The 24,519-nt window shown below is 76.8% G+C and carries 1 protein-coding gene; it reads right to left on the reverse strand.

Features of this window, described 5'->3' with window-relative positions; all coding sequences use genetic code 11:
- Nucleotides 1-281 precede the first annotated feature (281 nt).
- Nucleotides 282-24,518: a type I polyketide synthase gene (locus ACFVGO_RS11620; RefSeq protein ID WP_380631440.1), complete on the reverse strand. Its 24,237-nt coding sequence runs from the start codon at nt 24,516-24,518 to the stop codon at nt 282-284.
- Nucleotide 24,519: the final 1 nt, after the last annotated feature.

Raw genomic sequence — 24,519 nt, forward strand, 5'->3', positions numbered from 1 at the left:
GGAGGGGAAAGGACAGAGGGAGTCCTGGAGGGCGTGGGGGGGGGGGTGGGAGGGGGCCGGACGGGGGAACGACCCCCGGGGGGTCGAGCGTCCCGGAAGGACGGGGAAGGGCGGCGGGAGCGGTGTGCTCCGCCCCCCCTCCTCGTGTTCCGGCCGCCCTCTTCGTGGTCGAGCCGCTCTCCTCGTGCGCCGTTCGACGGGTCCGGCGCGGCGCGGTGCCACCGATCGACTCGGTGGCACCGCGTTCCGGCACGTCCGCGGGCCCTCCGGGGCTGGGCCGCTCAGTCCAGGTCGCTGTTGCCCAGCTCCTCCCGGACCAGGTTGAGCAGTTCCTCGTCGTCCGCGGCGTCGAGGAGGTCCGCGATGGTGTCCTCCTCCGCCTGGGCACCGGCGGACCATCGGGCCAGGAAGGCCTGGAGGCGCACGGTGACCCTGGAACGGGAGAGCTCGTCCAGCGGGTTGACGGTCATCGCCGCCTCCAGCCCGTCGAGCATCCCGAGCAGCGGCTCGACGTCCGCGACCGACTCGGCGCCGCCCGGGAGCGCGCCGTGCAGGTGGCCTGCCAGCGCGACCGGGGTCGGGTGGTCGAAGACGATCGTCGCCGGGAGCGCGACACCGCACTCCCGCGCCAGCCGGTTGCGGAACTCGACGGCCGTGAGCGAGTCGAAGCCGAGGTCGCGGAACGGCCTGGTCTCGTCGATCTGTTCGGCCGCGGAGTAGCGGAGCACCTCGACCAGCACGTCCCGGACCAGCTCCAGCAGGACGGCCGTCCGCTCCTTGGCGTCCAGCCCGGCCAGCCGGGCGCGCAGCGCCCCGCCGTCCGCCCCGCCGTCCGCCGCCGGAGCCCCGGCCGAAGCCGCGTCCCCGGCCGGGGACCGGCCGTCGGCCGCCTCGGGCAGGTCGCCCAGCAGCGGGCTCGGCCGGCCCGAGGTGAAGGCGGGCGCGAACCGGGTCCAGTCCACGTCGGCGACGGTCAGCGCGTCCACGCCGCCGTCCACGGCCGCCGCCAGGGCGGTGAGCGCGAACTGCGGGTCGAGCGGCGTCAGTCCGCGGCGGCGCAGGTACTCCTCCGCGCCGTCGGCCGCCATCCCGGCGCCCGCCCACGGGCCCCACGCGACCGACGTCCCGACGAGACCGCGGTCCCGCCGGTTCCGGGCCAGGGCGTCCAGGTAGGCGTTGCCCGCCGCGTAGAGGGCCTGCCCGCCGCTGCCCCAGGTGGCGGCGATGGAGGAGAAGACCAGGAACAGCTCCAGGTCCGCCTCCGCGGTGAGCTCGTCCAGGTGGGCGGCGCCGTCGACCTTGCCTCCGGTGATCCTCGCGATGTCCTCGACGCCGGTCTGCGCCAGCATCGCCGACTGGGCGACACCGGCCGCGTGCACGACACCGATCAGCGGGCGGTCGGCCGGGACCGCGGCCAGCGTCGCCGCCAGCGCCTCCCGGTCGGCGGCGTCGCACGCGGCCACCGTCACCCGGGCGCCGGCCGCCGTCAGTTCGGCGGTCAGCTCCGCGGCGCCCGGGGTCCGGGAGCCGCGGCGGCCGGTGAGGAGCAGGTCGGTGACGCCCCGGCCGACCAGCCAGCGGGCGACGACCGCGCCCAGCGCGCCGGTACCGCCGGTGACCAGCACCGTGCCGGGCCGCGACGGCCGCCAGGGCTCCGCCGGGGCCGCACCCGCGTCGGTGCGGACCAGGCGGCGGGCGAGCACCCGCTCACCGCGCAGGGCGAGCTGGTCCTCCCCGGTCGCCCCGTCGAGGACCGCCGCGAGCGCCGCGAGGGTGCCGGCGTCCGGCTCGGCGGGCAGGTCGACCAGCCCGCCCCAGCTCCGCGGGTGCTCCAGCGCCGCGGCCTGGCCGAAGCCCCACAGCTGCGCCTGCTCGGGGCGGGTGACCCGGTCCGCCGTGTCCACGGCCACCGCGCCCCGGGTGACCATCCACAGCGGCGCCTCCAGCTCCGCGTCGCCGAGGGCGTGCAGCAGCACGAGGCCGCGGTCCAGCCCGGTGGGCAGGTAGGCGATCCCGCGGGCCTTCTCGGCCAGCTCGCGCAGCCGCTCCGCCAGTTGCTCCCGGTCGAGGTCGCCGACGGCGAGTCGGACCGGGGCGGTGTCGGCGGGCAGTCGCGTGAGCAGGGTGTCCGCGAACGCGCCGTCGTCCTCGGTGTCGGTGACCAGCAGCCAGCCGCCGTCGAGCCGCGCCGGCGGGACCTCGACCGGCTTCCAGTCGATCCGGTAGAGGCAGTCGTCCAGGACCGCGGCGGCACCGTCGGCCCGGCCGGACGCCGCGAGCGGCAACCGCGGCCAGTACCGGTCCCGCTGGAAGGCGTACGTCGGCAGGTCCACCCGGCGGCCCTCCGGCAGCACGGCCGACCAGTCGACCTCGGCGCCCGCCGTCCAGAGCCGGGCGAGCGCCTCCAGGGCGGTGTCCCGCTCCTCGCGGCCCTTGCGCAGCAGCGGAGCGAAGGTGCCCGCCGCGACCGACTGCTGGGCCAGCCCGCAGAGCACGCCGTCGGGGCCGAGCTCCAGGTACCGGGTGACGCCCTGCTCCGCCAGCCGGGTGACGCCCTCGGCGAAGCGGACGGCCTCGCGGACCTGGCGCGCCCAGTAGTCCGGTGTGGAGAGCAGCCCGGGTTCGGCAAGCGTCCCGGTCAGGTTGGAGACGACCGGGATGCTCGGCTCGGCGAAGGTCAACCCGGCCAGCACCGAAGCGAATTCGGCGAGCATCGGCTCCATCAGGGCCGAGTGGAAGGCGTGCGAGACGGTCAGCCGGCGGATCCGGCGGCCCTCGGCCTTCCACCGGGCGGCGAACTCCTCCACCGCCTCGACCGAACCGGAGACCACCACCGAGGTGGGCCCGTTGACGGCCGCGACATCCAGCCGCTCGCCGATCGCCTCGCGGACCTCGGCCTCGGCGGCCTCGACCGCCAGCATCGCCCCGCCCTCGGGCAGCGCCTGCATCAGCCGGCCCCGCGCCGCCACCAGCGCACAGGCGTCCGCCAGCGAGAACACGCCCGCCACATGGGCGGCGGCGATCTCGCCGATCGAGTGCCCGAGCAGGAAGTCGGGCGTCACGCCCCAGGATTCGAGCAGGCGGAAGGACGCCACCTCGACCGCGAACAGCCCGGCCTGCGCCCACACCGTCCGGTCCAGATCCTCCGCCCCGTCGAACACCACGTCCTTCACCGGCCGGTCCAGCAGCAGGTCCAGTTCCCCGCAGACCGCGTCGAAGGCGTCCGCGAAGGCGGGGAAGGCCTCGTACAGCTCCCGGCCCATCCCGACCCGCTGCGCGCCCTGACCGGTGAACAGGAACGCCATCCGCCCCTCGGCCACGACGCCCGACACCAGAGTGCCGGACGGTCGGCCCGCGGCCAGGGCCGCCAGCGGGGCGTCCCGGTCGGCGCCGAGCACCACGGCGCGGTGTTCCAGCCCGGCGCGGGAGAGCAGCGACCGGGCCACGTCCTGCGGCCGCAGCTCGGCCCGCCGCGCCGCGAAGGAGCGCAGTCGCCCGGCCTGGGCGGCGAGCGCCGCGGCCGAGCGCCCGGACAGCAGCCAGGGCAGCGCGCCCGACTCGACGGCGGAAACAGCCTCCACCGCGTCCGGCTCGACAACGGCCGTGGCCTCCGCCGTGTCCGGTTCGACGGCGGCCTCCAGGATGACGTGGGCGTTGGTGCCGCTGATCCCGAAGGAGGACACACCGGCGCGGGCCGGCCGGTCCACGGCGGGCCACGCCCGGCGCTCCGTCACCAGCTCCACCGCGCCGGCCGACCAGTCCACCTGCGGGGTCGGCTCGCCGACGTGCAGGGTCGGCGGCACGATGCCGTGCCGCAGGGCCAGCACCATCTTGATCACCCCGGCGACGCCGGCGGCGGCCTGGGTGTGGCCGAGGTTGGACTTCACCGAGCCCAGCAGCAGGGGCTCCGCGGTGCGCTCCCGGCCGTAGGTGGCCAGCAGCGCCTGGGCCTCGATCGGGTCGCCGAGGCGGGTGCCGGTGCCGTGCGCCTCGACCACGTCCACCTCGGCGGCCGACAGCCCGGCGTCCGCCAGCGCCTGGCGGATCACCCGCTCCTGCGACGGGCCGTTGGGGGCGGTGAGGCCGTTGGACGCGCCGTCCTGGTTGACGGCGCTCCCCCGGACCACCGCGAGCACCCGGTGGCCGTTGCGCCGCGCGTCGGACAGCCGCTCCAGCAGCAGCACGCCCACGCCCTCGCCCCAGCCCGTACCGTCCGCCTCCGCCGAGAAGGCCTTGCAGCGGCCGTCCGCCGCGAGGCCGCCCTGGCGGTCGAACTCCGCGAACACCACCGGGGTCGACATCACCGAGACGCCGCCCGCGAAGGCCAGTTCGCACTCGCCGCGGCGCAGCGCCTGGGCCGCGAGGTGCAGGGCGACCAGCGAGGAGGAGCAGGCGGTGTCCACGGTCATCGCCGGGCCCTCCAGCCCGAACGCGTAGGAGATCCGGCCGGAGAGCACGGAGGCGGCGTTGCCGGTGGCCACGTGGCCGTCCACGTCCTCCTCCGAGGCGGCGAGCACCAGCGGGTAGTCCTGGCCGTTGGTGCCCGCGAAGACGCCGACCGGCCGGCCGCGCATCGCCCTCGGGTCCACTCCGGCGGACTCGAAGGCCTCCCAGGAGGCCTCCAGCAGCAGGCGCTGCTGCGGGTCCATCGCCAGCGCCTCGCGCGGCGAGATCCCGAACAGGCCCGCGTCGAACTCGGCCACGCCCTCCAGGAATCCGCCCCGGGCGGCCGCGTCCACGCCCGTCCAGCCGGCCTCCCAGCCGCGGTCGGACGGGATGCCGGTCATCGCGTCGACGCCGTCGGACAGCAGCTCCCAGAGCGCGTCCGGGGAGCCGGCGCCGCCCGGGAAGCGGCAGGCCATGCCGACGATCACGATCGGCTCGTCCTCGGCCCGGGTGCGGTCCGCGACCTCGGCGACATCGGCGGCCACGGCCGGCTCGGCCGCGCCGAACAGCTGCTCGCCGAGGTGGCGCGCCAGCGCGGCCGGGGTCGGACGGTCGAAGACCAGGGTGGCCGGCAGCGCCAGCCCCGTCCGGGCGCTCGCCAGGTTCCGGAACTCCACCGCCGTCACCGAGTCGAATCCGAGGTCGCGGAACGCCTGCTCGGCGCCGACCGCGTCCGGCGAGCCGTGGCCGAGCACCGCCGCGGTCCAGGACCGCACGGCGTCCAGCAGCAGCCCGGAGCGCCTGCTCCCGGGTGCCGCCGCCAGCTCGGCCCGGAACTCCTCGGCCGGTCCGGCGCCGCGGGTGCCGGCCGTGGCCGAGGCGGCCTCCGGCAGGTCGGCCAGCAGGGCGCTGGGCCGCAGCCCGCCCGCACCGGCCGCGAACAGCGACCAGTCGACGTCGGCGACCACCAGGGCGGCCCCGTCGTGACCGATCGCCCGGGCGAGCGCCGTGACGGCGAGCGCCGGGTCCATCGGCGGCAGGCCGCCGCGCCGCAGCCGCTGCACCAGGGCCGGGTCGGCCGCCATGCCCTCGTTCGCCCACGGGCCCCACGCGACCGAGACGCCCGGCAGGCCGCGCTCGCGCCGCCCCTCCATCCAGGCGTCCACGAAGGCGTTGGCGGCGGCGTAGTTGCCCTGGCCGGCGCTGCCGACGGCGCCCGCCAGCGAGGAGAAGGCGACGAAGAACTCCGGCTCGTGGCTTCGCGTCAGCTCGTCCAGGACGACCAGGCCGGCCGCCTTCGCGGCCAGCACCGTCCTCAGGCGCTCCGGCGTGAGCGCGTCCAGCGCCCCGTCGTCCAGCACGCCGGCGGCGTGCACCACGCCGATCAGCGGGCGGTCCGCCGGCACCGCGGCGAGCACCGCGGCCAGTGCGGTCCGGTCGGTCACGTCGCAGGCGGCGACCACGGCCTCGGTGCCGCGCGCCGCGAGCTCCGCGACCAGGTCCGCCGTGCCCGGCGCGGCCGCCCCGCGACGGCCGGTCAGCACCACCCGGGCCACGCCGTGGTCGGCGAGCCAGCGGGCGACCTCGGCGCCCAGCGCGCCGGTCCCGCCGGTGACCAGGACGGTCCCCCCGGCGGTCGGCGACCAGGACGGCGCGCCCGCGCCGGCCGTCGCCCGGACCAGTCGGCGGCCGTACGTGCCGGAGCCGCGCACGGCCACCTGGTCCTCGCTGCCACCGGCCAGCACGGCGGCCAGCCGGGTGCCGGCCCGGGCGTCCGGCGTGGACGGCAGGTCGATCAGACCGCCCCAGCGGTCCGGGGACTCCAGCGCCGCGACCCGGCCGAGGCCCCACACCTGCGCCTGTCCGGCGTCGGCGGCCCGGTCCGAGCGGCCGACGGAGACCGCGTGCGCGGTCAGCGCCCAGAACGGGGCGGTGACGCCCGCGTCGCCGAGCGCCTGGAACAGGGCCAGGGTCAGTTCCAGGCCCGGCGAGACCGCCGAGTCCGGGGCCGGTTCCCCGGCGAGCGCGGCCAGCGACACCACACCGGCGAACGTGCCCGGGCCCGCCTCGGCGAGCTGCGCGGCCAGGGCCGCCCGGCCGGTGCCGACGGGCTCAAAGCGGACCACCTCGGCGCCCGCCGAGCGGATCGCCGCCGCCACGCCCTCGGTCAGCGGGTGCTCGGCGGCCGCCCGCGGGACGGCCAGCAGCCACCGGCCGGTCAGTGCCGGGTCGCCGTCCTGGGTGCCGAGCGGCCGCCACATCACCCGGTAGCGCCAGGAGTCCACCACCGAGTCGACCTTGCGCCGCTGCCGCCACGAGGAGAGCACCGGCAGGGCCGCGCCGAGCAGCTCGGCGGGGTCCGGGGTGTCCAGGAGGTCGGCCAGATCGCCGAAGTCCTCGCGCTCCACCGCGTCCCAGAACCTGGCCTCCACCACGTCGCCGACGGGCTCGGTGGCACCGGCCTGCGGCCAGAACCGCTGCCGCTGGAAGGCGTACGTCGGCAGCTCCACCCGTCGGCCCTCGGGCAGCACCGCGGACCAGTCGGCCTCGGCGCCGTCCGCCCACAGCCGGGCCAAGGCCCGCAGGGCGGTCCGGGAGTCCTCCCGGCCGCGGCGCAGCAGCGGCGCGAACACGCCGTCCGCCGCGCTCTGCTGCGCCAGCCCGCTCAGCACGCCGTCGGGGCCGAGCTCCGCGAAGCGGGTCACGCCCTCGCGCTGCAGGGTCTCGACGCCGTCGGCGAAGCGGACGGCCTCCCGGACCTGGCGCACCCAGTAGTCGGGGGTGGTGAGCAGCCCGGGCCCGGCGATCCCGCCGGTCAGGTTGGAGACGACCGGGATCCGCGGTTCGTTGAAGGTCAACTCCGCGAGGACGGCGGCGAATTCGGTGAGCATCGGCTCCATCAGGGCCGAGTGGAAGGCGTGCGAGACGGTCAGCCGACGGGTCTTGCGGCCCTCGGCCGACCAGCGCGCGGCGTACTCCTCGATCGTTTCGACGGGGCCGGACACCACGAGGGAGGTCGGCCCGTTGACGGCCGCGACGTCCAGCCGGTCGCCGATCGCCTCGCGGACCTCGGCCTCGGTGGCCTGCACCGCCAGCATCGCGCCGCCCTCGGGCAGCGCGTCCATCAGTCGGCCGCGCGCCGCCACCAGGGCGCACGCGTCCGCCAGCGGGAACACCCCGGCGACGTGGGCGGCGGCGATCTCGCCGATCGAGTGCCCGAGCAGGAAGTCGGGCGTCACGCCCCAGGATTCGAGCAACCGGAAGGACGCCACCTCGACCGCGAACAGCCCGGCCTGCGCCCACACCGTCCGGTCGATGCCGATGCCCTCGAACACCGCGTCGGTGAGCGGCCGGTCGAGCCGGAGGTCCAGCTCCGCGCGGACCGCGTCGAAGGCCTCCGCGAACACCGGGAAGGCCTCGTACAGCCCCCGCCCCATCGCGGCGTACTGCGAGCCCTGGCCGGTGAACAGGAAGGCGGTCCGACGGTCGGCGACCGCGCCGCGGACCACCGCCGCGTCGGGTGCGTCGTCCGCCAACGCGGCCAGTCCGCGCAGGAGTTCGGCGTGGTCCGCGCCGACGATCACGGCCCGGTGGTCGAGCGCCGCCCGGGTGCCGGCCAGCGACCAGGCGACGTCCCGGACGTCCGCGCCGGGCTCGGCGAACGCCCGCAGGCGCCGCGCCTGGTCCCGCAGGCCCTCGGCGGTCTTCGCCGAGACGGCCCAGACGGGCAGCACCGGTGCCGCCTTCGGCTCCTCCACCGGGGCCGACGGCACACTCTCCAGGATGACGTGGGCGTTGGTGCCGCTGATGCCGAAGGAGGACACCGCCGAGCGGCGCGGCCGGTCCAGCTCGGGCCAGGGACGCGCCTCGGTGAGCAGTTCCACCGCGCCGGCCGACCAGTCGACCTTCGGGCTGGGCCGCTGCGCGTGCAGGGTGGCCGGGAGCAGGCCGTGGCGCATCGCCTGCACCATCTTGATCACACCCGCCACACCGGCTGCCGCCTGGGTGTGGCCGATGTTGGACTTGATCGAGCCCAGCCAGAGCGGCTCGCCGTCGCGGTCCCGGCCGTAGGTGGCCAGCAGCGCCTGCGCCTCGATCGGGTCGCCCAGCACGGTGCCCGTGCCGTGCGCCTCGACGGCGTCGACCTCGGCGGCCGACAGCCCGGCACTCGCCAGGGCCTGCCGGATCACCCGCTGCTGAGCCGGACCGTTCGGTGCGGTCAGGCCGTTGGAGGCACCGTCCTGGTTGACCGCGCTGCCGCGCAGCACGGCCAGGACCCGGTGCCCGTGGCGGCGGGCGGTGGAGAGGCGCTCGACCACCAGGACGCCGACACCCTCGCCCCAGCCCGTACCGTCCGCCTCCGCGGCGAAGGACCTGCAGCGGCCGTCCGAGGACAGCCCGCCCTGGCGGTCGAACTCGGCGAAGGCGGCCGGGGACACCATCACCGTCACACCGCCGACCAGCGCCGTCTCGCAGTCGCCCTCGCGCAGCGCCTGCGCCGCCCAGTGCAGGGCCACCAGCGAGGAGGAGCAGGCCGTGTCCACGGTGACGGCCGGGCCCTCCAGCCCGAAGACGTACGACACCCGGCCGGAGATCACACTGTTCGCCGAGCCGGCCAGGACGTGGCTCCTCGCCTCCTCCAGGCCGCCGACCGCGTTGTAGCCGGAGTTGGAGGCGCCGACGAAGACGCCGATCTGCCCGCCCCGCACCGAGCGCGGGTCGATCCCGGCGTCCTCGAAGGCCTCCCAGGAGGCCTCCAGCAGGATCCGCTGCTGCGGGTCCATCGCCAGCGCCTCGCGCGGCGAGATCCCGAACAGGGCCGCGTCGAACTCCGTCACACCTTCCACGAAGCCGCCGCGCGCCGCCTCGGCCGCGATGCCCTCGACCGACCAGGCGCGGTCCGCCGGGAAGCCGGTGACGCCGTCCGCCCCGGCGGCCACCAGGTCCCACAGCCCGGCGGCCGACCGCACGCCGCCCGGGTAGCGGGCGCTCATGCCGACGATCACCACCGGGTCGTCCGAGACGGCCACCGCCGCACCGGTCTCCTCCGCGGCCGCCACCGTCACCGGTACCGACTCCAGCAGTTCCCCGGCCAGATGGGCCGCCAGCACCGCCGGCGTCGGGTAGTCGAAGGCCAGCGTCGCCGGAAGGGCGAGCCCGGTCTCCTTCACCAGCAGGTTCCGCAGGGCCACCGCCGTCAGCGAGTCGAAGCCGAGGTCGCGGAACGCCTGACCGGCGTCCACCGCCTCCACCGACGTGTGACCCAGCGCCGCCGCCGCGGACGACCGGACCAGGTCCAGCAGCATCCGCTCCCGGCGCCCGGCCGCGGCCGCCGCCAAGGCGTCCAGGAAGGCCGAGGCCCCCTCGACCGCCGCCACCGGCGCCGACCCGCTGCCGGCCTCCGGCAGCTCCGCCAGCAGCCGGCTGGTGCGCACGGCGGTGAAGGCCGGCGCGAACCGCTGCCAGTCCACGTCCGCGACGGTCACACAGCCCTCGTCCCCGTCCACCGCGCGGGCCAGCGCCAGCACCGCGAGCCGCGGGTCCATCACCGCCAGACCACGGCGGCGCAGCTGCTCGGCGGCCTCGCCCCGGGCGGCCATGCCCTCACCCGCCCACGGGCCCCAGGCCACCGACGTGCCCCGCAGCCCGCGCGCCCGGCGCCGCAGCACCAGCGCGTCCAGGTGGGCGTTGGCCGCGGCGTAGACGCCCTGACCACCACTGCCCCAGGTCGCCGCGACCGAGGAGAAGGCCACGAACAGATCGAGGTCCAGACCGGCGGTCAGCTCGTCGAGCAGTTCGGCGCCGACGGCCTTGCCGTCGAGCACCCGGGCGATCTCTGCCTCGTCGGTGTCCGCCAGCGGTGCGGCGCCCTGGCCCACCCCGGCGGCGTGCACCACGCCGGTCGGCCTGTGCTCGGCGAGCAGCGCGGCCAGCGCCTCCCGGTCGGTGGTCGCGCAGGCGGCCACCACGACCTCGGCGCCCGCCTCGGTCAGCTCGGCGGCCAACGCGGCTGCGCCCGGCGCGTCCGCGCCCCGGCGGCTGGTCAGCACCAGCTTCGGCACCCCCCGGCCGACCAGCCAGCGGGCCGTCTCCGCGCCCAGCGCGCCGGTGCCGCCGGTGATCAGGACCGGACCGGACGGCGTCCACGGCGCGGCGGGCGCGGCACCGGAGGCGGCGCGCGCCAGGCGGCAGCCGTAGGCCCCGGCGCCGCGCACGGCCACCTGGTCCTCGCCGGTGCCGCCGCCGAGGACGGCGACGGCACGCTCGGCCGACTGCGGGTCGAGGACGGCCGGGAGGTCGATCAGACCGCCCCAGCGCTGCGGGTGTTCGAGCGCCGCGACCCGTCCCAGGCCCCAGAGCTGGGCCTGGACGGGATCCCGCAGCGGGTCGGAGCGGCCGATCGACACGGCACCGCTGGTGACCAGCCAGAGCGGGGCGTCGACGCCCGCCCCGCCCAGCGCCCGCAGCAGCGCGACCGCACCGGACACCGGGGCGTCCGAAGGCAGCAGCGCCACGACGCCGGCGATTCCGGCCACCCCGGCCGGGACGGCGTCGACGCCGAACGGGAGCACCTCGGCGCCGGCCTCCCCCAGGGCGGCGGCCAGCGCGGCCCCGGGCCCGGAGCCCTCCGGCGCGGCCAGCAGCCACGTCCCGGAGAGGCCGGTCCCGACGAGCCCGGCGAGCGGCTTCCAGGTCGCCCGGTAGCGCCAGGAGTCGATCACCGCGTCCTGACGGCGCGATCGCCGCCAGGCGGTGAGCACCGGCAGGACGGAGTCCAGGCCCTCGGGCGTCCGGTCGGCGTCCAGGGTGGAGGCGAGGCCCGCCAGGTCCTCGTTCTCGACCGCCGCCCAGAACCGGGCCTCCGCCGGGTCGGCCGCGACGCTCGTCGGCTCGGCCGCCTCCGGCCAGTAGCGCTCGCGTTGGAAGGCGTAGGTCGGCAGCGGCACGCGCCGGGAGGCGGGGAGCAGCGCGGACCAGTCGATCGCGGCGCCCGCCGTCCAGAGCGCGGCCAGCGCGGTCAGGACGGTCTCGCGGCCGTCCCGGTCCTTGCGCAGCAGCGGCACGCCGACCACGTCCGGGGCGCTCTGCGCGGCGAGCGCGGTCAGCACACCGTCCGGGCCCAGCTCGACGAGACGGGTCACGCCCTCGCGGTGCAGGGCCTCGACGCCGTCGGCGAAGCGGACGGCCTCCCGGACCTGCCGCACCCAGTACTCGGGACTGGCGAGCAGCCCCGGCTCGGCGATCCCGCCGGTCAGGTTCGACACGATCGGGACCTGCGGCTCGGCGAAGGTCAACTCCGCGAGGACGGAGGCGAATTCGGCGAGCATCGGCTCCATCAGGGCCGAGTGGAAGGCGTGCGAGACGGTCAGACGGCGAAGCTTGCGGCCCTCGGCCTTCCAGCGCGCGGCGTACTCCTCGATCGTTTCGACCGGTCCGGAAACCACCACGGAGGTCGGGCCGTTGACGGCCGCGACATCCAGCCGGTCGCCGATCGCGTCGCGGACCTCGGCCTCGGCGGCCTGGACGGCGAGCATCGCGCCGCCCTCGGGCAGCGCGTCCATCAGCCGGCCGCGCGCCGCCGCCAGGGCGCACGCGTCCGCCAGCGAGAGAACACCCGCCACATGGGCGGCCGCCACCTCACCGATCGAGTGGCCGAGCAGCACGTCCGGGACCACGCCCCAGGACTCCAGCAGCCGGAACGAGGCCACCTCGACCGCGAACAGCCCGGCCTGCGCCCACACCGTACGGTCCAGGTCCTCGACGCCGTCGAGGACGACCTCGCGCACCGACCGCCCGAGCTTCCCGTCCAGCTCCGCACAGACCGCGTCGAAGGCCGCCGCGAACACCGGGAAGGCCTCGTACAGCTCCCGGCCCATCCCGACCCGCTGCGCGCCCTGCCCCGTGAACAGGAACGCCGTGCGGCCCTCGGTCGCGATCCCGGTGACGACCCCGCCCGAGGGGCGGCCGTCCGCCAGCGCGGCCAGGCCGTCCAGCAGCGCCGCCCGGTCGTCGCCGAGCACCACCGCACGGTGGGCCAGCCCGGTCCGCCCGGTGGCCAGCGACCACGCCACGTCCTGCGGACGGGCCCCGGACTCCAGCGCCTCGGGCTCCAACTCCCCTGCCAGGCGGGCCGCCTGGGCCTTCAGGGCCCCGGCGCTCTGCGCCGACACCACCCACGGCGTCGGCCCGGTCGCGTCTCCGACCGGCGCCATCTCCTCGGCCGGCGCCTGCTCCAGCACCACATGCGCGTTGGTGCCGCTGATCCCGAAGGACGACACACCCGCCCGGCGCGGACGGTCCGCCGCCGGCCACGGGCGGGCCTCGGTCAGCAGCTCGACCGCGCCCTCCGACCAGTCCACCTCGGAGGTCCGCTGCTCGGCGTGCAGGGTGGCCGGGAGCGTCCCGTGCCGCATCGCCTGCACCATCTTGATGACGCCCGCCACACCGGCCGCCGCCTGGGTGTGCCCGATGTTCGACTTGATCGAGCCCAGCCAGAGCGGCTCGTCGCCGCGGCCCTGGCCGTAGGTGGCCAGCAGCGCCTGCGCCTCGATCGGGTCCCCGAGCCGGGTCCCCGTCCCGTGCGCCTCCACCGCGTCCACCTCGGCCGCCTCCAGGCGGGCGTCGGCCAGTGCCTGCCGGATCACCCGCTCCTGCGCGGGCCCGTTCGGCGCGGTGAGGCCGTTGGACGCACCGTCCTGGTTGACCGCGCTGCCGCGCACCACCGCGAGCACCTGGTGCCCGTTGCGACGGGCGTCCGACAGCCGCTCGACCAGCAGCAGGCCGACCCCTTCGGACATCCCGGTGCCGTCGGCGTCGGCCGAGAAGGCCTTGCAGCGACCGTCCGAGGCCAGGCCGCCCTGCCGGTCGAACTCCGTGATCACGCCGGGCGTGGCGAGGGTGGTCACGCCGCCGGCCAGCGCCAGGTCGCACTCGCCGCCGCGCAGCGCCCGCACCGCGAGGTGCAGCGCCACCAGCGAGGAGGAGCAGGCGGTGTCGACCGTCATGGCCGGGCCCTCCAGCCCGAACACGTAGGCCAGTCGGCCGGAGGCGATGCTGGTCGCGCTGCCGGTCATCAGGTGGCCGAGCGCGCTGTCCGGGATCTGCATGCCGAGGCCGTAGTGGGACGCCGCCGCGCCGACGAAGACGCCGGTGGAGCGGTTGCCGAGGTCGGCGGCCACGATGCCGGCGTCCTCGAAGGCCTCCCAGGCGGTCTCCAGCAGCAGGCGCTGCTGGGGGTCCATCGCCAGCGCCTCGCGCGGCGAGATCCCGAACAGGCCGGCGTCGAACTCGGTGGCGCCGTCCACGAATCCGCCCCGGGCGGCCTGTCCGTGCACCACGTCGAGGGGCCAGCCGCGGTCGGCCGGGAAGGCGGCGGTGCCGTCCTCGCCGGCGGCCACCAGCCGCCACAGGTCGGCCGGGGAGGCGACGCCGCCGGGCAGCCGGCAGGCCATGCCGACGATCGCGATCGGCTCGCCGGGGTCGGCCGTCGGCGCCGGCGCGGCGACGGCGGGGGCCGGTGCGCTCTCGCCCAGCAGCCTGGTGGCCAGGTGGTCGGCGAGCGCGGTCGGGTTCGGGTGGTCGAACACCGTGGTGGCGGGCAGCCGCAGGCCGGTCGCGGCGTTGAGCCGGTTGCGCAGTTCGACCGCGGTCAGCGAGTCGAAGCCGAGGTCGCGGAAGGCCTGCCGGGCGCCGATCGCCTCGGCGTCCGCGTAGCCGAGCACGGTGCCGGCGTTGCCGCGGACCAGGTCGAGCAGGATCTGCCGGCGCCGGCTCGCGGAGGCGTTGCGCAGTTGTCCGGCCAGGGTTCCGGTGTCGCCGGCCTCGCGCTCGGCGGCGCGGCGCACCGCGGGCCGGATCAGGCCGCGCAGCAGTGCCGGGACCTCGCCGCCGCCGGTGCGGTCCAGGGCGACCGGCACCAGGTGCGGGGCGGGCAGGGCGGTGGCCGCGTCGAAGAGGGCGAGGCCCTGTCCGCTGTCCAGGGCGGTGCCGAGCTTGTCGGTCCGCGCGTCGGCGCCCGGGTTCAGGTGCCGGGTCATCTCGCTGGCCTCCTGCCACAGGCCCCAGGCCAGTGACTGGGCGGGCAGCCCGAGGGCGCGCCGGTGGGAGGCGAGGGCGTCCAGGAAGGCGTTGGCCGCCGCGTAGTTGGCCTGGCCGCCGGTGCCGAAGGTGGCGGAGGCGGAGGAGTACAGCACGAACATCGCGAGGTCGCGGTCGGCGGTCAGCTCGTGCAGGTTGACGGCGGCGTCGACCTTGGGCCGCAGGACGGCCTCGACCCGCTCGGGGGTCATCGCGTCGAACACGCCGTCGTCCAGGGTGCCGGCCGCGTGGATGACGCCGGTGAGCGGGTGCTCGGCGGGGATCGCGGCGAGCACCGCGGCCAGCGCCTCGCGGTCGGCGGCGTCGCAGGCCGCGAGGGTCGCCTCGGCGCCCAGGTCCCGCAGCTCGTCGGCGAGTTCGGCAGCTCCCGGGCCGTCGGCGCCGCGCCGGCTGAGCAGCAGCAGGTGCCGCACGCCGTGCTCGGCGACCAGGTGGCGGGCCAGCAGCCCGCCCAGGGTGCCGGTGCCGCCGGTGATCAGGACGGTGCCCTCGGGGTCGAGCGGCACCGGGACGGTGACCACGTTCTTGCCGACGTGCTTGGCCTGGCTGATGTGCCGGAACACGGCGGGCGCCTCGCGGACGTCCCACGCGGTGATCGGCAGCAGCCGCAGCGCACCGGACTCGAACAGGCCGATGATCTCCGCCGTGATCTCCCGGACCCGCTCCGGGCCGGCCTCCGCGGGGTTGAACGCCCGGTAGCGCACGCCGTGGTCGGTGGCGACCTGCTCGGCGTCGCGCGGGTCGGCCTTGCCCATGTCGGCGAAGCGCCCGCCCTCGGTGAGCAGCCGCAGCGAGGCGTCGACGAACTCGCCGGCCAGCGAGTTGAGTACCACGTCCACGCCGCGTCCGCCGGTGGCGGTACGGAAGGACTCCTCGAAGGCGAGGTCGCGGGAGGAGGCGATGTGGGCGTCGTCCAGACCGGCGGCGCGCAGCGCGTCCCACTTGCCGGGGTTGGCGGTGCCGTACACCTCCAGCCCCAGGTGGCGGGCCAGTTGGACGGCGGCCATGCCGACGCCACCGGCCGCCGCGTGCACCAGCACCGACTCCCCCGGCCGGGCGGCGGCCACGTCGACCAACCCGTAGTACGCGGTCAGGAAGGCGACGGGCACCGAGGCGGCCTCGGTGAAGGTCCAGCCGGCCGGGATCCGGGCCAGCAGCCGCCGGTCGGTGACCGCCCGGTCGGCGAGGCCGCCGCCGTCGAAGTGGCCGAACACCCGGTCGCCGACGGCCAGATCGGTGACGGCGGCGCCGACCTCGGTCACCACACCGGCGGCCTCGGCGCCCATCACGGCCCGGTCGGGGTACATGCCGAGCGCGAGCAGCACGTCGCGGAAGTTCACACCGGCCGCACGGACGGCGATCCGCACCTGGTCGGCGCCCAGCGGGGCGTCGGCCTCGGCGGCGGGCACCAGGGCGAGGGCTTCCAGGGTGCCCTCCTCGGTGACGTCCAGGCGCCAGGCGCCGGGCCCGTCGGGGGCGGTGAGGCCGTGGGCGGCGCTCTGCCGGACGAGCCGGGGGGCGCGGGCCCCGCCCTCGCGCAGGGCGAGCTGCGGTTCGTCCTGGACGGTGGCCCAGGCCTGCCAGTCGGCGTCCTGGCCGGCCGGGTCGCGGTCCAGCAGCAGCACGCGGCCGGGGTGCTCCGACTGGGCGGAGCGCAGCAGGCCCCACACGGCCGCGCCGGCCAGGTCGGTCACCGGCTGCCCGGGGGCGGCCGGGACGGCGCCGCGGGTGACGACCACCAGCCGGGTGTCGGCGAAGCGGTCGGCGGCGAGGAACTCCTGGACGGTGCGCAGGACTTCGGTGGTGGTCCGGCGGACGGCCAGGGCCGTTCCGTCGTCGGATGCGGCGGGCGGCAGGGTCAGCACGACCACCGGGGGCGTCGCGCCGTCCTCGACGGCGTCGATCCCCCGCCAGTGCGAGGTGTCGGGCCGGGCCGGGGCCGGCTGCGCCAGCGGGGTCCAGTCGACGGTGAACAGGGCGTCGTGGACGGCGCGTTCGCCGGCCCGCCGCAGCGTCGCGGCGGCGACCTCGCGCAGGGTCAGCGAGGCGATGTCGATCACCGGCGCGCCGGTGGGGTCGGCGGCGTGCAGGGCGGCGCCGTCCGCGCGGACGGTCAGCGCGACCCGGAGCACGGTGGCCCCGGTGGCCCGGAGGTGGACGCCGTCGAAGGAGAACGGCAGCCGGGTGCCGGCGGCGGGGTCGGCGGCGAGGCCGATGGCGTGCAGGGCGGCGTCCAGCAGTGCGGGGTGCATGCCGAAGCCCTCGGCCCGGACGTCCTGGGGCAGGGCGACCTCGGCGTAGACGGTGCTGCCGTCGCGCCAGGCGGCGCGCAGGCCCTGGAAGGCGGGGCCGTAGCCGTAGCCGGCCTCGGTGAGCGCCTGGTAGAAGCCCTCGACCTCGACCGGCCGGGCCCCGACGGGCGGCCAGACCGCGAGGTCGGGGCCGTCCTGCGGGGCGGTGGCGGCCGGGGCGAGGACGCCGGTGGCGTGGCGGACCAGCTCGGTGCCGGCGGCGTCCGGGCGGGAGAAGACCTCGAAGGTCCGGCAGCCGGTGTCGTCGGCGGTGCCCACGCTCACCTGGACCGCGACGCCGCCCTGGGCGGGCAGCACCAGCGGCGCCTGGAGCACCAGTTCGGACAGCAGGGCGCAGTCGGCCCGCTCACCGGCGGCCAGCGCCATCTCCACGAAGGCGGTGCCCGGCACCAGCACGTCGCCGTGCACCGCGTGGTCGGCCAGCCAGTCCTGGCCGGCCGCGCTCAGCCGTCCGGTCAGGACCAGGGCTCCGCCGGGCAGCGGGACGGCGGCGCCCAGCAGGGCGTGCTCGGTGACGACCTGGCCGACCGTGCTCAGGTCGCCGGCGGCGACCACGGCCCGCGGCCAGTACCGCTCCCGCTGGAAGGCGTAGCTGGGCAGCTCGACCCGGCGGCCCGCGGGCACGACCGGGGTGAAGTCGACGGACGCCCCGGCGGTCCAGGCCTCGGCCAGGGCCGTCAGCAGCTGCTCGGGGCCGCCCCGGTCGCGCCGCAGCGTGCCCAGCGCGGCCGCGTCGGCGCCGGCGGCGTCGGCGCTCTCCTGCACGCCGACGGTCAGCACCGGGTGGGGGCTGCACTCGACGAACACCGAGCGGCCGTCGGCCAGCAGGGCGCGGGTGGCCTGCTCGAACAGGACGGTGGAGCGCAGGTTGTCGTACCAGTACCCGGCGTCCATCCCCGCGGTGTCGATCGGCTCACCGGTCAGCGTCGAGTAGAGCGGCACCGTGGAGGTGGTCGGGCTGATCTCGGCCAGCTCCGTCAGGACCCGTTCGCGGACCCGCTCCACCTGGGCGGAGTGCGAGGCGTAGTCCACCGGGATCCGGCGGGCCCGCACCTCCCGCTCCTCGCAGAGCGCCATCAGCGCGTCCAGCGCGCCCGGCTCGCCCGAGACCACCGTCGAGGACGGCCCGTTGAACGCGGCCACCGAGATCCGGCCGTCGAAGCCGGCGATCAGCCCCTCGGCGGTCTCCTGGCCGACCGCCAGCGACACCATGCCGCCGTCACCGGCCAGTTCGATCAGCGCCCGGCTGCGCAGCGCGACCACCTTGGCACCGTCCTCGACGGACAGCGCACCGGCCACCACTGCGGCGGCGATCTCGCCCTGCGAGTGACCGATCACGGCCGACGGCTCCACACCGTGCGCCCGCCACACCTCCGCCAGCGACACCATCACGGCCCACAGCACCGGCTGGACCACGTCCACCCGGGACAGCAGCTCCTCGTCGTCCAGGGCCTCGGTGAGCGACCAGTCGGTGTACGGCGCCAGCGCCGCCTCGCACTCGGCCAGCCGGGCCGCGAACACCGGTGCGGCGGCGGCCAGTTCACGCCCCATGCCGAGCCACTGCGAACCCTGGCCCGGGAAGACGAACACCACGTCGCCGGGAACCGCCCGGCCCTTCACGACGCCCTCGCCGTCGAGGGTGCCCAGGCCGTCCAGCAGGGCGGCCCGGTCGGCGCCCAGCACCACGGCGCGGTGCTCCAGGGCGGCCCGGGACAGCAGCGAGCGGGCCACCTCCGGCCCCGCGAGCTCGGGGCGCCCGGCCGCGAACTCCCGTAGCCGCTCGGCCTGTTCGGTGAGCGCGGCCAGGGTGCGGCCCGACAGCAGCCAGGGCTGGGGGCCATCGGCGGCCTCGGGCTCCACGGTCCCGACGACCGGCACGGACTCCAGGATGACGTGGGCGTTGGTGCCGCTGATCCCGAAGGAGGACACCGCCGCCCGGCGCGGCCGGTCGAGCTCCGGCCACGGCCGGGCCTCGGTGAGCAGCTCCACCGCCCCGGCCGACCAGTCCACGTGCGGGGACGGCGCGTCCACGTGCAGGGTCGCGGGCAGCAGGCCGTTGCGCAGCGCCTGCACCATCTTGATCACACCCGCCACACCGGCGGCGGCCTGGGCGTGGCCGATGTTGGTCTTCACCGAGCCGAGCCAGAGCGGCTCACCGGCGCGCTCCTGGCCGTAGGTCGCGAGCAGTGCCTGCGCCTCGATCGGGTCGCCGAGCCGGGTGCCGGTGCCGTGCGCCTCGACGGCGTCCACCTCGGCTGCGGTCAGTCCGGCGTTGGCCAGGGCCTGCCGGATCACCCGCTGCTGGGCGGGGCCGTTGGGCGCGGCGAGGCCGTTGGAGGCGCCGTCCTGGTTGATGGCGCTGCCACGGATCACCGCGAGCACCTGGTGGCCGTTGCGGCGCGCCTCGGACAGCCGCTCCAGCACCAGGATGCCGACGCCCTCGGCCCAGGAGGTGCCGTCGGCGGCGGCCGCGAAGGCCTTGCACCGGCCGTCGGCCGCCAGGCCGTTCTGCTTGTCGAACTCGGCGAACACCCCCGGGGAGACCATCACGGCGACACCGCCGGCGAGCGCCAGCTCGCACTCGCCGCGGCGCAGCGACTGGGCGGCCAGGTGCAGGGCGACCAGCGAGGAGGAGCAGGCCGTGTCCACGGTGACCGCGGGGCCCTCCAGGCCGAAGGTGTACGCGATCCGGCCGGACAGCACGCTGCTGACGGTGCCGGTGAGCAGGTGGCCCTCGACGTTGGCGGGCATCTCCATGCCGAGGCCGTAGCCGGAGGCGGAGGCGCCGATCACCACGCCGGTGGACGAGTGGCCGAGCGAGTACGGGTCGATGCCGGCGTTCTCGAACGCCTCCCAGGCCGTCTCCAGCACCAGGCGCTGCTGCGGGTCCATCGCGAGGGCCTCGCGCGGCGAGATGCCGAACATGCCGGCGTCGAAGTCGGTGGCGTCCTCGACGAAGCCGCCGCGCCGGACGTAGCCGCCGCCCTCGGGCCAGCCGCGGTCGGTGGGGAATCCGGTGACACCGTCCCGGCCCTCGGTGACCATCGCCCACAGCTGCTCGGCCGAGCGGACCCCGCCCGGGTAACGGCAGCTCATGCCGACGATCGCGATCGGCTCGTCGTCCGCCGCGGCCGCCACCGGGCGCGCCGGCCGGGCCTCGTCGGGGGTGCCGAACAGCTCGCCGAGCAGGTACTCGGTCAGCGCGGCCGGCGTCGGGTGGTCGAAGACCAGCGTCGCCGCCAGCTTCAGGCCGGTCTCCGCGCCGAGCCGGTTGCGCAGCTCCACGGCGGTCAGCGAGTCGAAGCCCAGGTCGCGGAAGGCGCGTCGCGGCGCCACCGCCTCGGTCGACGGGCGTCCCAGCACCAGCGCGGTGCGGTCCCGGACCACCTCCAGCAGCAGCCGGGACCGCTCCCCCTCGGGCGCGGCGGCGAGCGAGTCCCGCAACTCCGAGGCGGGGGCGGACGATCCGGTGTCCCCGGCCGCGTCGTCCCGGTCGGCCAGGCCGCTCAGCAGCGGGCTGGGCCGGCCGGAGACGAAGGCGGGCCCGAACCGCTCCCAGTCGACGTCCGCGACGGCCACGCAGCCCTCGTCCCGGTCGACGACCCCGGCCAGCGCCCGGATCGCCGCCGTACGGTCCAGCGCGGACAGGCCGCGGCGGCGCAGGTAGTCCTCGAAGCCGGCGTCCGCGGCCATGCCGGCCTCGGCCCACGGGCCCCAGGCGACCGAGGTCCCGGCCAGGCCGCGGGCCCGCCGGGCCTCCACCAGCGCGTCCAGGAAGGCGTTCCCGGCCGCGTAGGCGCCCTGGCCGCCGCTGCCCCAGGTGGCGGCGATGGAGGAGAAGACCACGAACAGGTCGACGTCCCCGGCCAGTTCGTCCAGGAGCGCGGCCCCGGCGGCCTTGCCGCCGATCACCTCGGCGACGGCCTCGGCGTCGGTCTCCATCAACGGGCCCGGCGCGCCGACCCCGGCGGTGTGCACCACGCCGCTCAGCGGGTGCTCGGCCGGGATCCCGGCCAGCAGCCCGGACAGCGCCTCCCGGTCGGTCACGTCGCAGGCGGCGACGGTCACCCGGGTGCCCAGCGCGGTCAGTTCGGCCACCAGCTCGTCCGCTCCCGGCGCGGCCGGGCCGCGGCGGCTGGTCAGCAGCAGGTGCGGCACGCCCCGCCCGGCCAGCCAGCGCGCCACGTCCCCGCCGAGGGCGCCCGTGCCGCCGGTGATCAGGACGGTGCCGTCGGTGCTCCACTCCGCTGCGGGGGCCCCGGGCAGCGGTGCCCGGACCACCCGGCGGCCGAGCACCCGCGCCCCGCGCAGGGCCAGCTGGTCCTCCCCGCCCGCACCCGCGAGCAGCGCCGCCAGCCGGCGGCCCTCCTCGGCGGTGACGGTCTCCGGCAGGTCGACCAACCCGCCCCAGCGGCCGGGGTGTTCGAGCGCCGCGACCCGGCCGAGGCCCCACAGCAGGGACTGCTCGGGGGACGGCGACCGGTCCTCGTCCCCGGTCGACACCGCGCCCCGGGTCAGGCACCAGAGCGGAGCCTGCGAGCCCGCGTCCCCGAGTGCCTGGACCAGCAGCAGCAGGGCGCCGAGGTCGGCGGGCACCGGAAGGCCCGCGGCGGCCGAACCGGCCACGAACACCACGCCGGCGAAGTCCTCGGCGGCCAGCCGCCCGGCGAGGGCGGGCCGGTCCCCGGTCAACGGCAGCCGGGTGACCCGCGCACCGGCGGCCAGCAGCGCGGCGGCCACGTCCTCGGCGGCCGCGGACTCGTCCGCGGTGGCGAGCAGCCAGGTGCCGTTCGGCCCGGCGGCGTCCGGCAGCGGCAGCGGCTGCCACTCCACCCGGTAGCGCCAGGAGTCGACCACCGCCTCCTGGCGGCGCGAGCGCCGCCACGCGGAGAGCGCCGGGACGACGCCGTCCAGCACCTCCGGGGTGTCCGACAGCCGCAGGGTGGCGGCCAGTTCCGGGACGTCGGCGCGCTCCACGGCCGCCCAGAAGCGGGCGTCCTCGGCCGAACCGGGCGCGTCGAGCGGGACGTCGGGCCAGTAGCGCTCGCGCTGGAAGGCGTACGTCGGCAGGTCGAGGCGGCGCCCGGCCGACAGCACGGACCGCCAGTCGAGTTCGGCGCCGGTCGTCCACAGGGTGGCGAGCGCGGTCAGCGCGGTCTCGGACTCCGCGCGGTCACGGCGCATCAGCGGGGCGACCACGCCCTCGGCCGCCTGCTGCCCGACCAGACCCGACAGCACGGCGTCCGGGCCCAGCTCCACGAACCGGGTCACGCCCTCACGGTGCAGGGCGTCGACGCCGTCGGCGAAGCGGACGGCCTCCCGGACCTGCCGGACCCAGTAGTCGGGGGTGGTGAGCAGGCCGGGCTCGGCGATCCCGCCGGTCAGGTTGGAGACGACGGGAATGCTCGGCTCGGCGAAGGTCAACTCCGCGAGGACGGAGGCGAATTCGGTGAGCATCGGCTCCATCAGGGCCGAGTGGAAGGCGTGCGAGACCGTCAGCCGGCGGATCTTGCGACCCTCGGCCGACCAACGCGCGGCGAACTCCTCGACCACCTCCGCCGGACCCGAAACCACCAGCGAGGTCGGGCCGTTGACGGCCGCCACGTCCAGCCGGTCACCGATCTCCGAACGCACCTCCGCCTCGGTGGCCTGCACCGCCAGCATCGCCCCGCCGCTCGGCAACGCGTCCATCAGCCGACCGCGCGCCGCCACCAGGGCGCACGCGTCCGCCAGCGAGAACACGCCCGCCACATGGGCGGCCGCCACCTCACCGATCGAGTGGCCGAGCAGGAAATCCGGGACCACTCCCCAGGATTCGAGCAACCGGAAGGACGCCACCTCGACGGCGAACAGCCCGGCCTGCGCCCACACCGTCCGGTCCAGATCCTCGACGCCGTCGAGGACGACCTCCCGCACCGACCGACCGAGCCTCGCGTCCAGCTCCGCACAGACCGCGTCGAAGGCCGTCGCGAAGGCGGGGAAAGCCTCGTAGAGGTCCCGGCCCATGCCGACCCGCTGCGCACCCTGCCCGGTGAACAGGAACGCCGTCCGCCCCTCCACCGCGACACCCGCGACCACGCCGCCCGTCGGACGCCCGTCCGCCAGCGCGCCGAGGCCGTCCAGCAGCCCCTCACGGCCACCGGTGCCCAGCACCACCGCGCGGTGGGCCAGCGCGGCCCGGGTCGTCGCCAGGGACCACGCCGCGTCGCCCGCGTCCACGTCCGGCCCGAACCGCTCGGCCAGCCGCGCCGCCTGGCCCCGCAGCGCCTGCGCGCTCTGCGCCGACACCGGCCACGCCACCGGGCGGACGCCCTGCCCGGGCGCCTCCGGCTCCGTCCGCGGCTCGGCCTCGGCCACGGCCGGGCTCTCCTCGATGAGCACATGGGCGTTGGTACCGCTGACGCCGAATGCGGAGACGCCGATCCGCCGGGTCCGCTCCGCCTGCGGCCAGGGCCGGGCCTCGGTCAGCAGCTCGACGCCGCCGCCCGTCCACTCGACGTGCGGGGTGGGCGCGTCCACGTGCAGGGTGGCCGGGAGCACGCCGTTGCGCAGCGCCAGCACGCTCTTGATCACGCCGACCGCGCCGGCCGCGGCCTGGGTGTGGCCGACGTTGGACTTCAGCGAGCCGAGCAGCAGCGGCCGGTCGGCCGCGCGGCCCCGGCCGTAGACGGCCTGCAGCGCCTCGGCCTCGATCGGGTCGCCGAGGCGGGTGCCGGTGCCGTGCGCCTCCACGGCGTCCACGTCGGCCGCCTCCAGCCGGGCGTTGGCCAGCGCCTGCCGGATCACCCGCTCCTGCGAGGGACCGTTCGGCGCCGTCAGACCGTTGGACGCACCGTCCTGGTTGACCGCGCTGCCCCGGACCACCGCCAGCACCTCGTGCCCGTTGCGGCGGGCGTCGGAGAGCCGCTCCAGCAGCAGGACGCCGACGCCCTCGGACCAGCCGGTGCCGTCCGCCGCCGCCGCGAAGGACTTGCAGCGGCCGTCGGCGGCCAGGCCGCCCTGCTTGCCGAACTCGGCGAAGGCGGCCGGGGTGCTGATCACCGCGACGCCGCCGACCAGCGCCAGGCCGCACTCTCCCTGGCGCAGCGACTGGACCGCCAGGTGCAGCGCCACCAGCGCGGAGGAGCACGCGGTGTCCACAGTGACCGCCGGGCCCTCCAGCCCGAAGACGTACGAGAGCCGGCCGGAGAGCACCCCGCTCGCGGTGCCGGTCAGGTGGTATCCCGCGGTGTTCTCCGGGAGCCGGCCGGCTCCGTCGTAGCCGGACGGGGAGGCGCCGACGAAGACGCCGGTCGCCGTGCCGGCCACCGACTGGGGATCGATGCCCGCCCGTTCGAAGGTCTCCCAGGCGACCTCCAGCAGCAGCCGCTGCTGCGGGTCCATCGCCAGCGCCTCGCGCGGGTTGATGCCGAACAGCTCGGCGTCGAACCCGGTCGCGTCGCCGAGGAAGCCGCCCCGGCGGGCGTAATCACGACTGCCGGGGAAGGACTCCTCCCAGCCGCGGTCGGTCGGGAACCCGCCGATCGCGTCGGTGCCGTCCGCGACCAGCCGCCACAGGTCCTCCGGGCCGGTGACGCCGCCCGGCAGCCGGCAGCCCAGCGCGACGATCGCGATCGGCTCGCGGGCGGCCGCCTGGATCTCCCGGTTCTGCCTGCGCAGGCGCTCGACCTCCTTGAGGGAGGCCCGAAGTGCTTCGACCGCCTTGTCACCGCGGGTGTTCATC

Origin of the sequence: Kitasatospora sp. NPDC057738 (genome assembly GCF_042798815.1) — a bacterium.
In the GTDB taxonomy this organism is placed as follows: Bacteria; Actinomycetota; Actinomycetes; order Streptomycetales; family Streptomycetaceae; genus Kitasatospora; species Kitasatospora lactacystinica.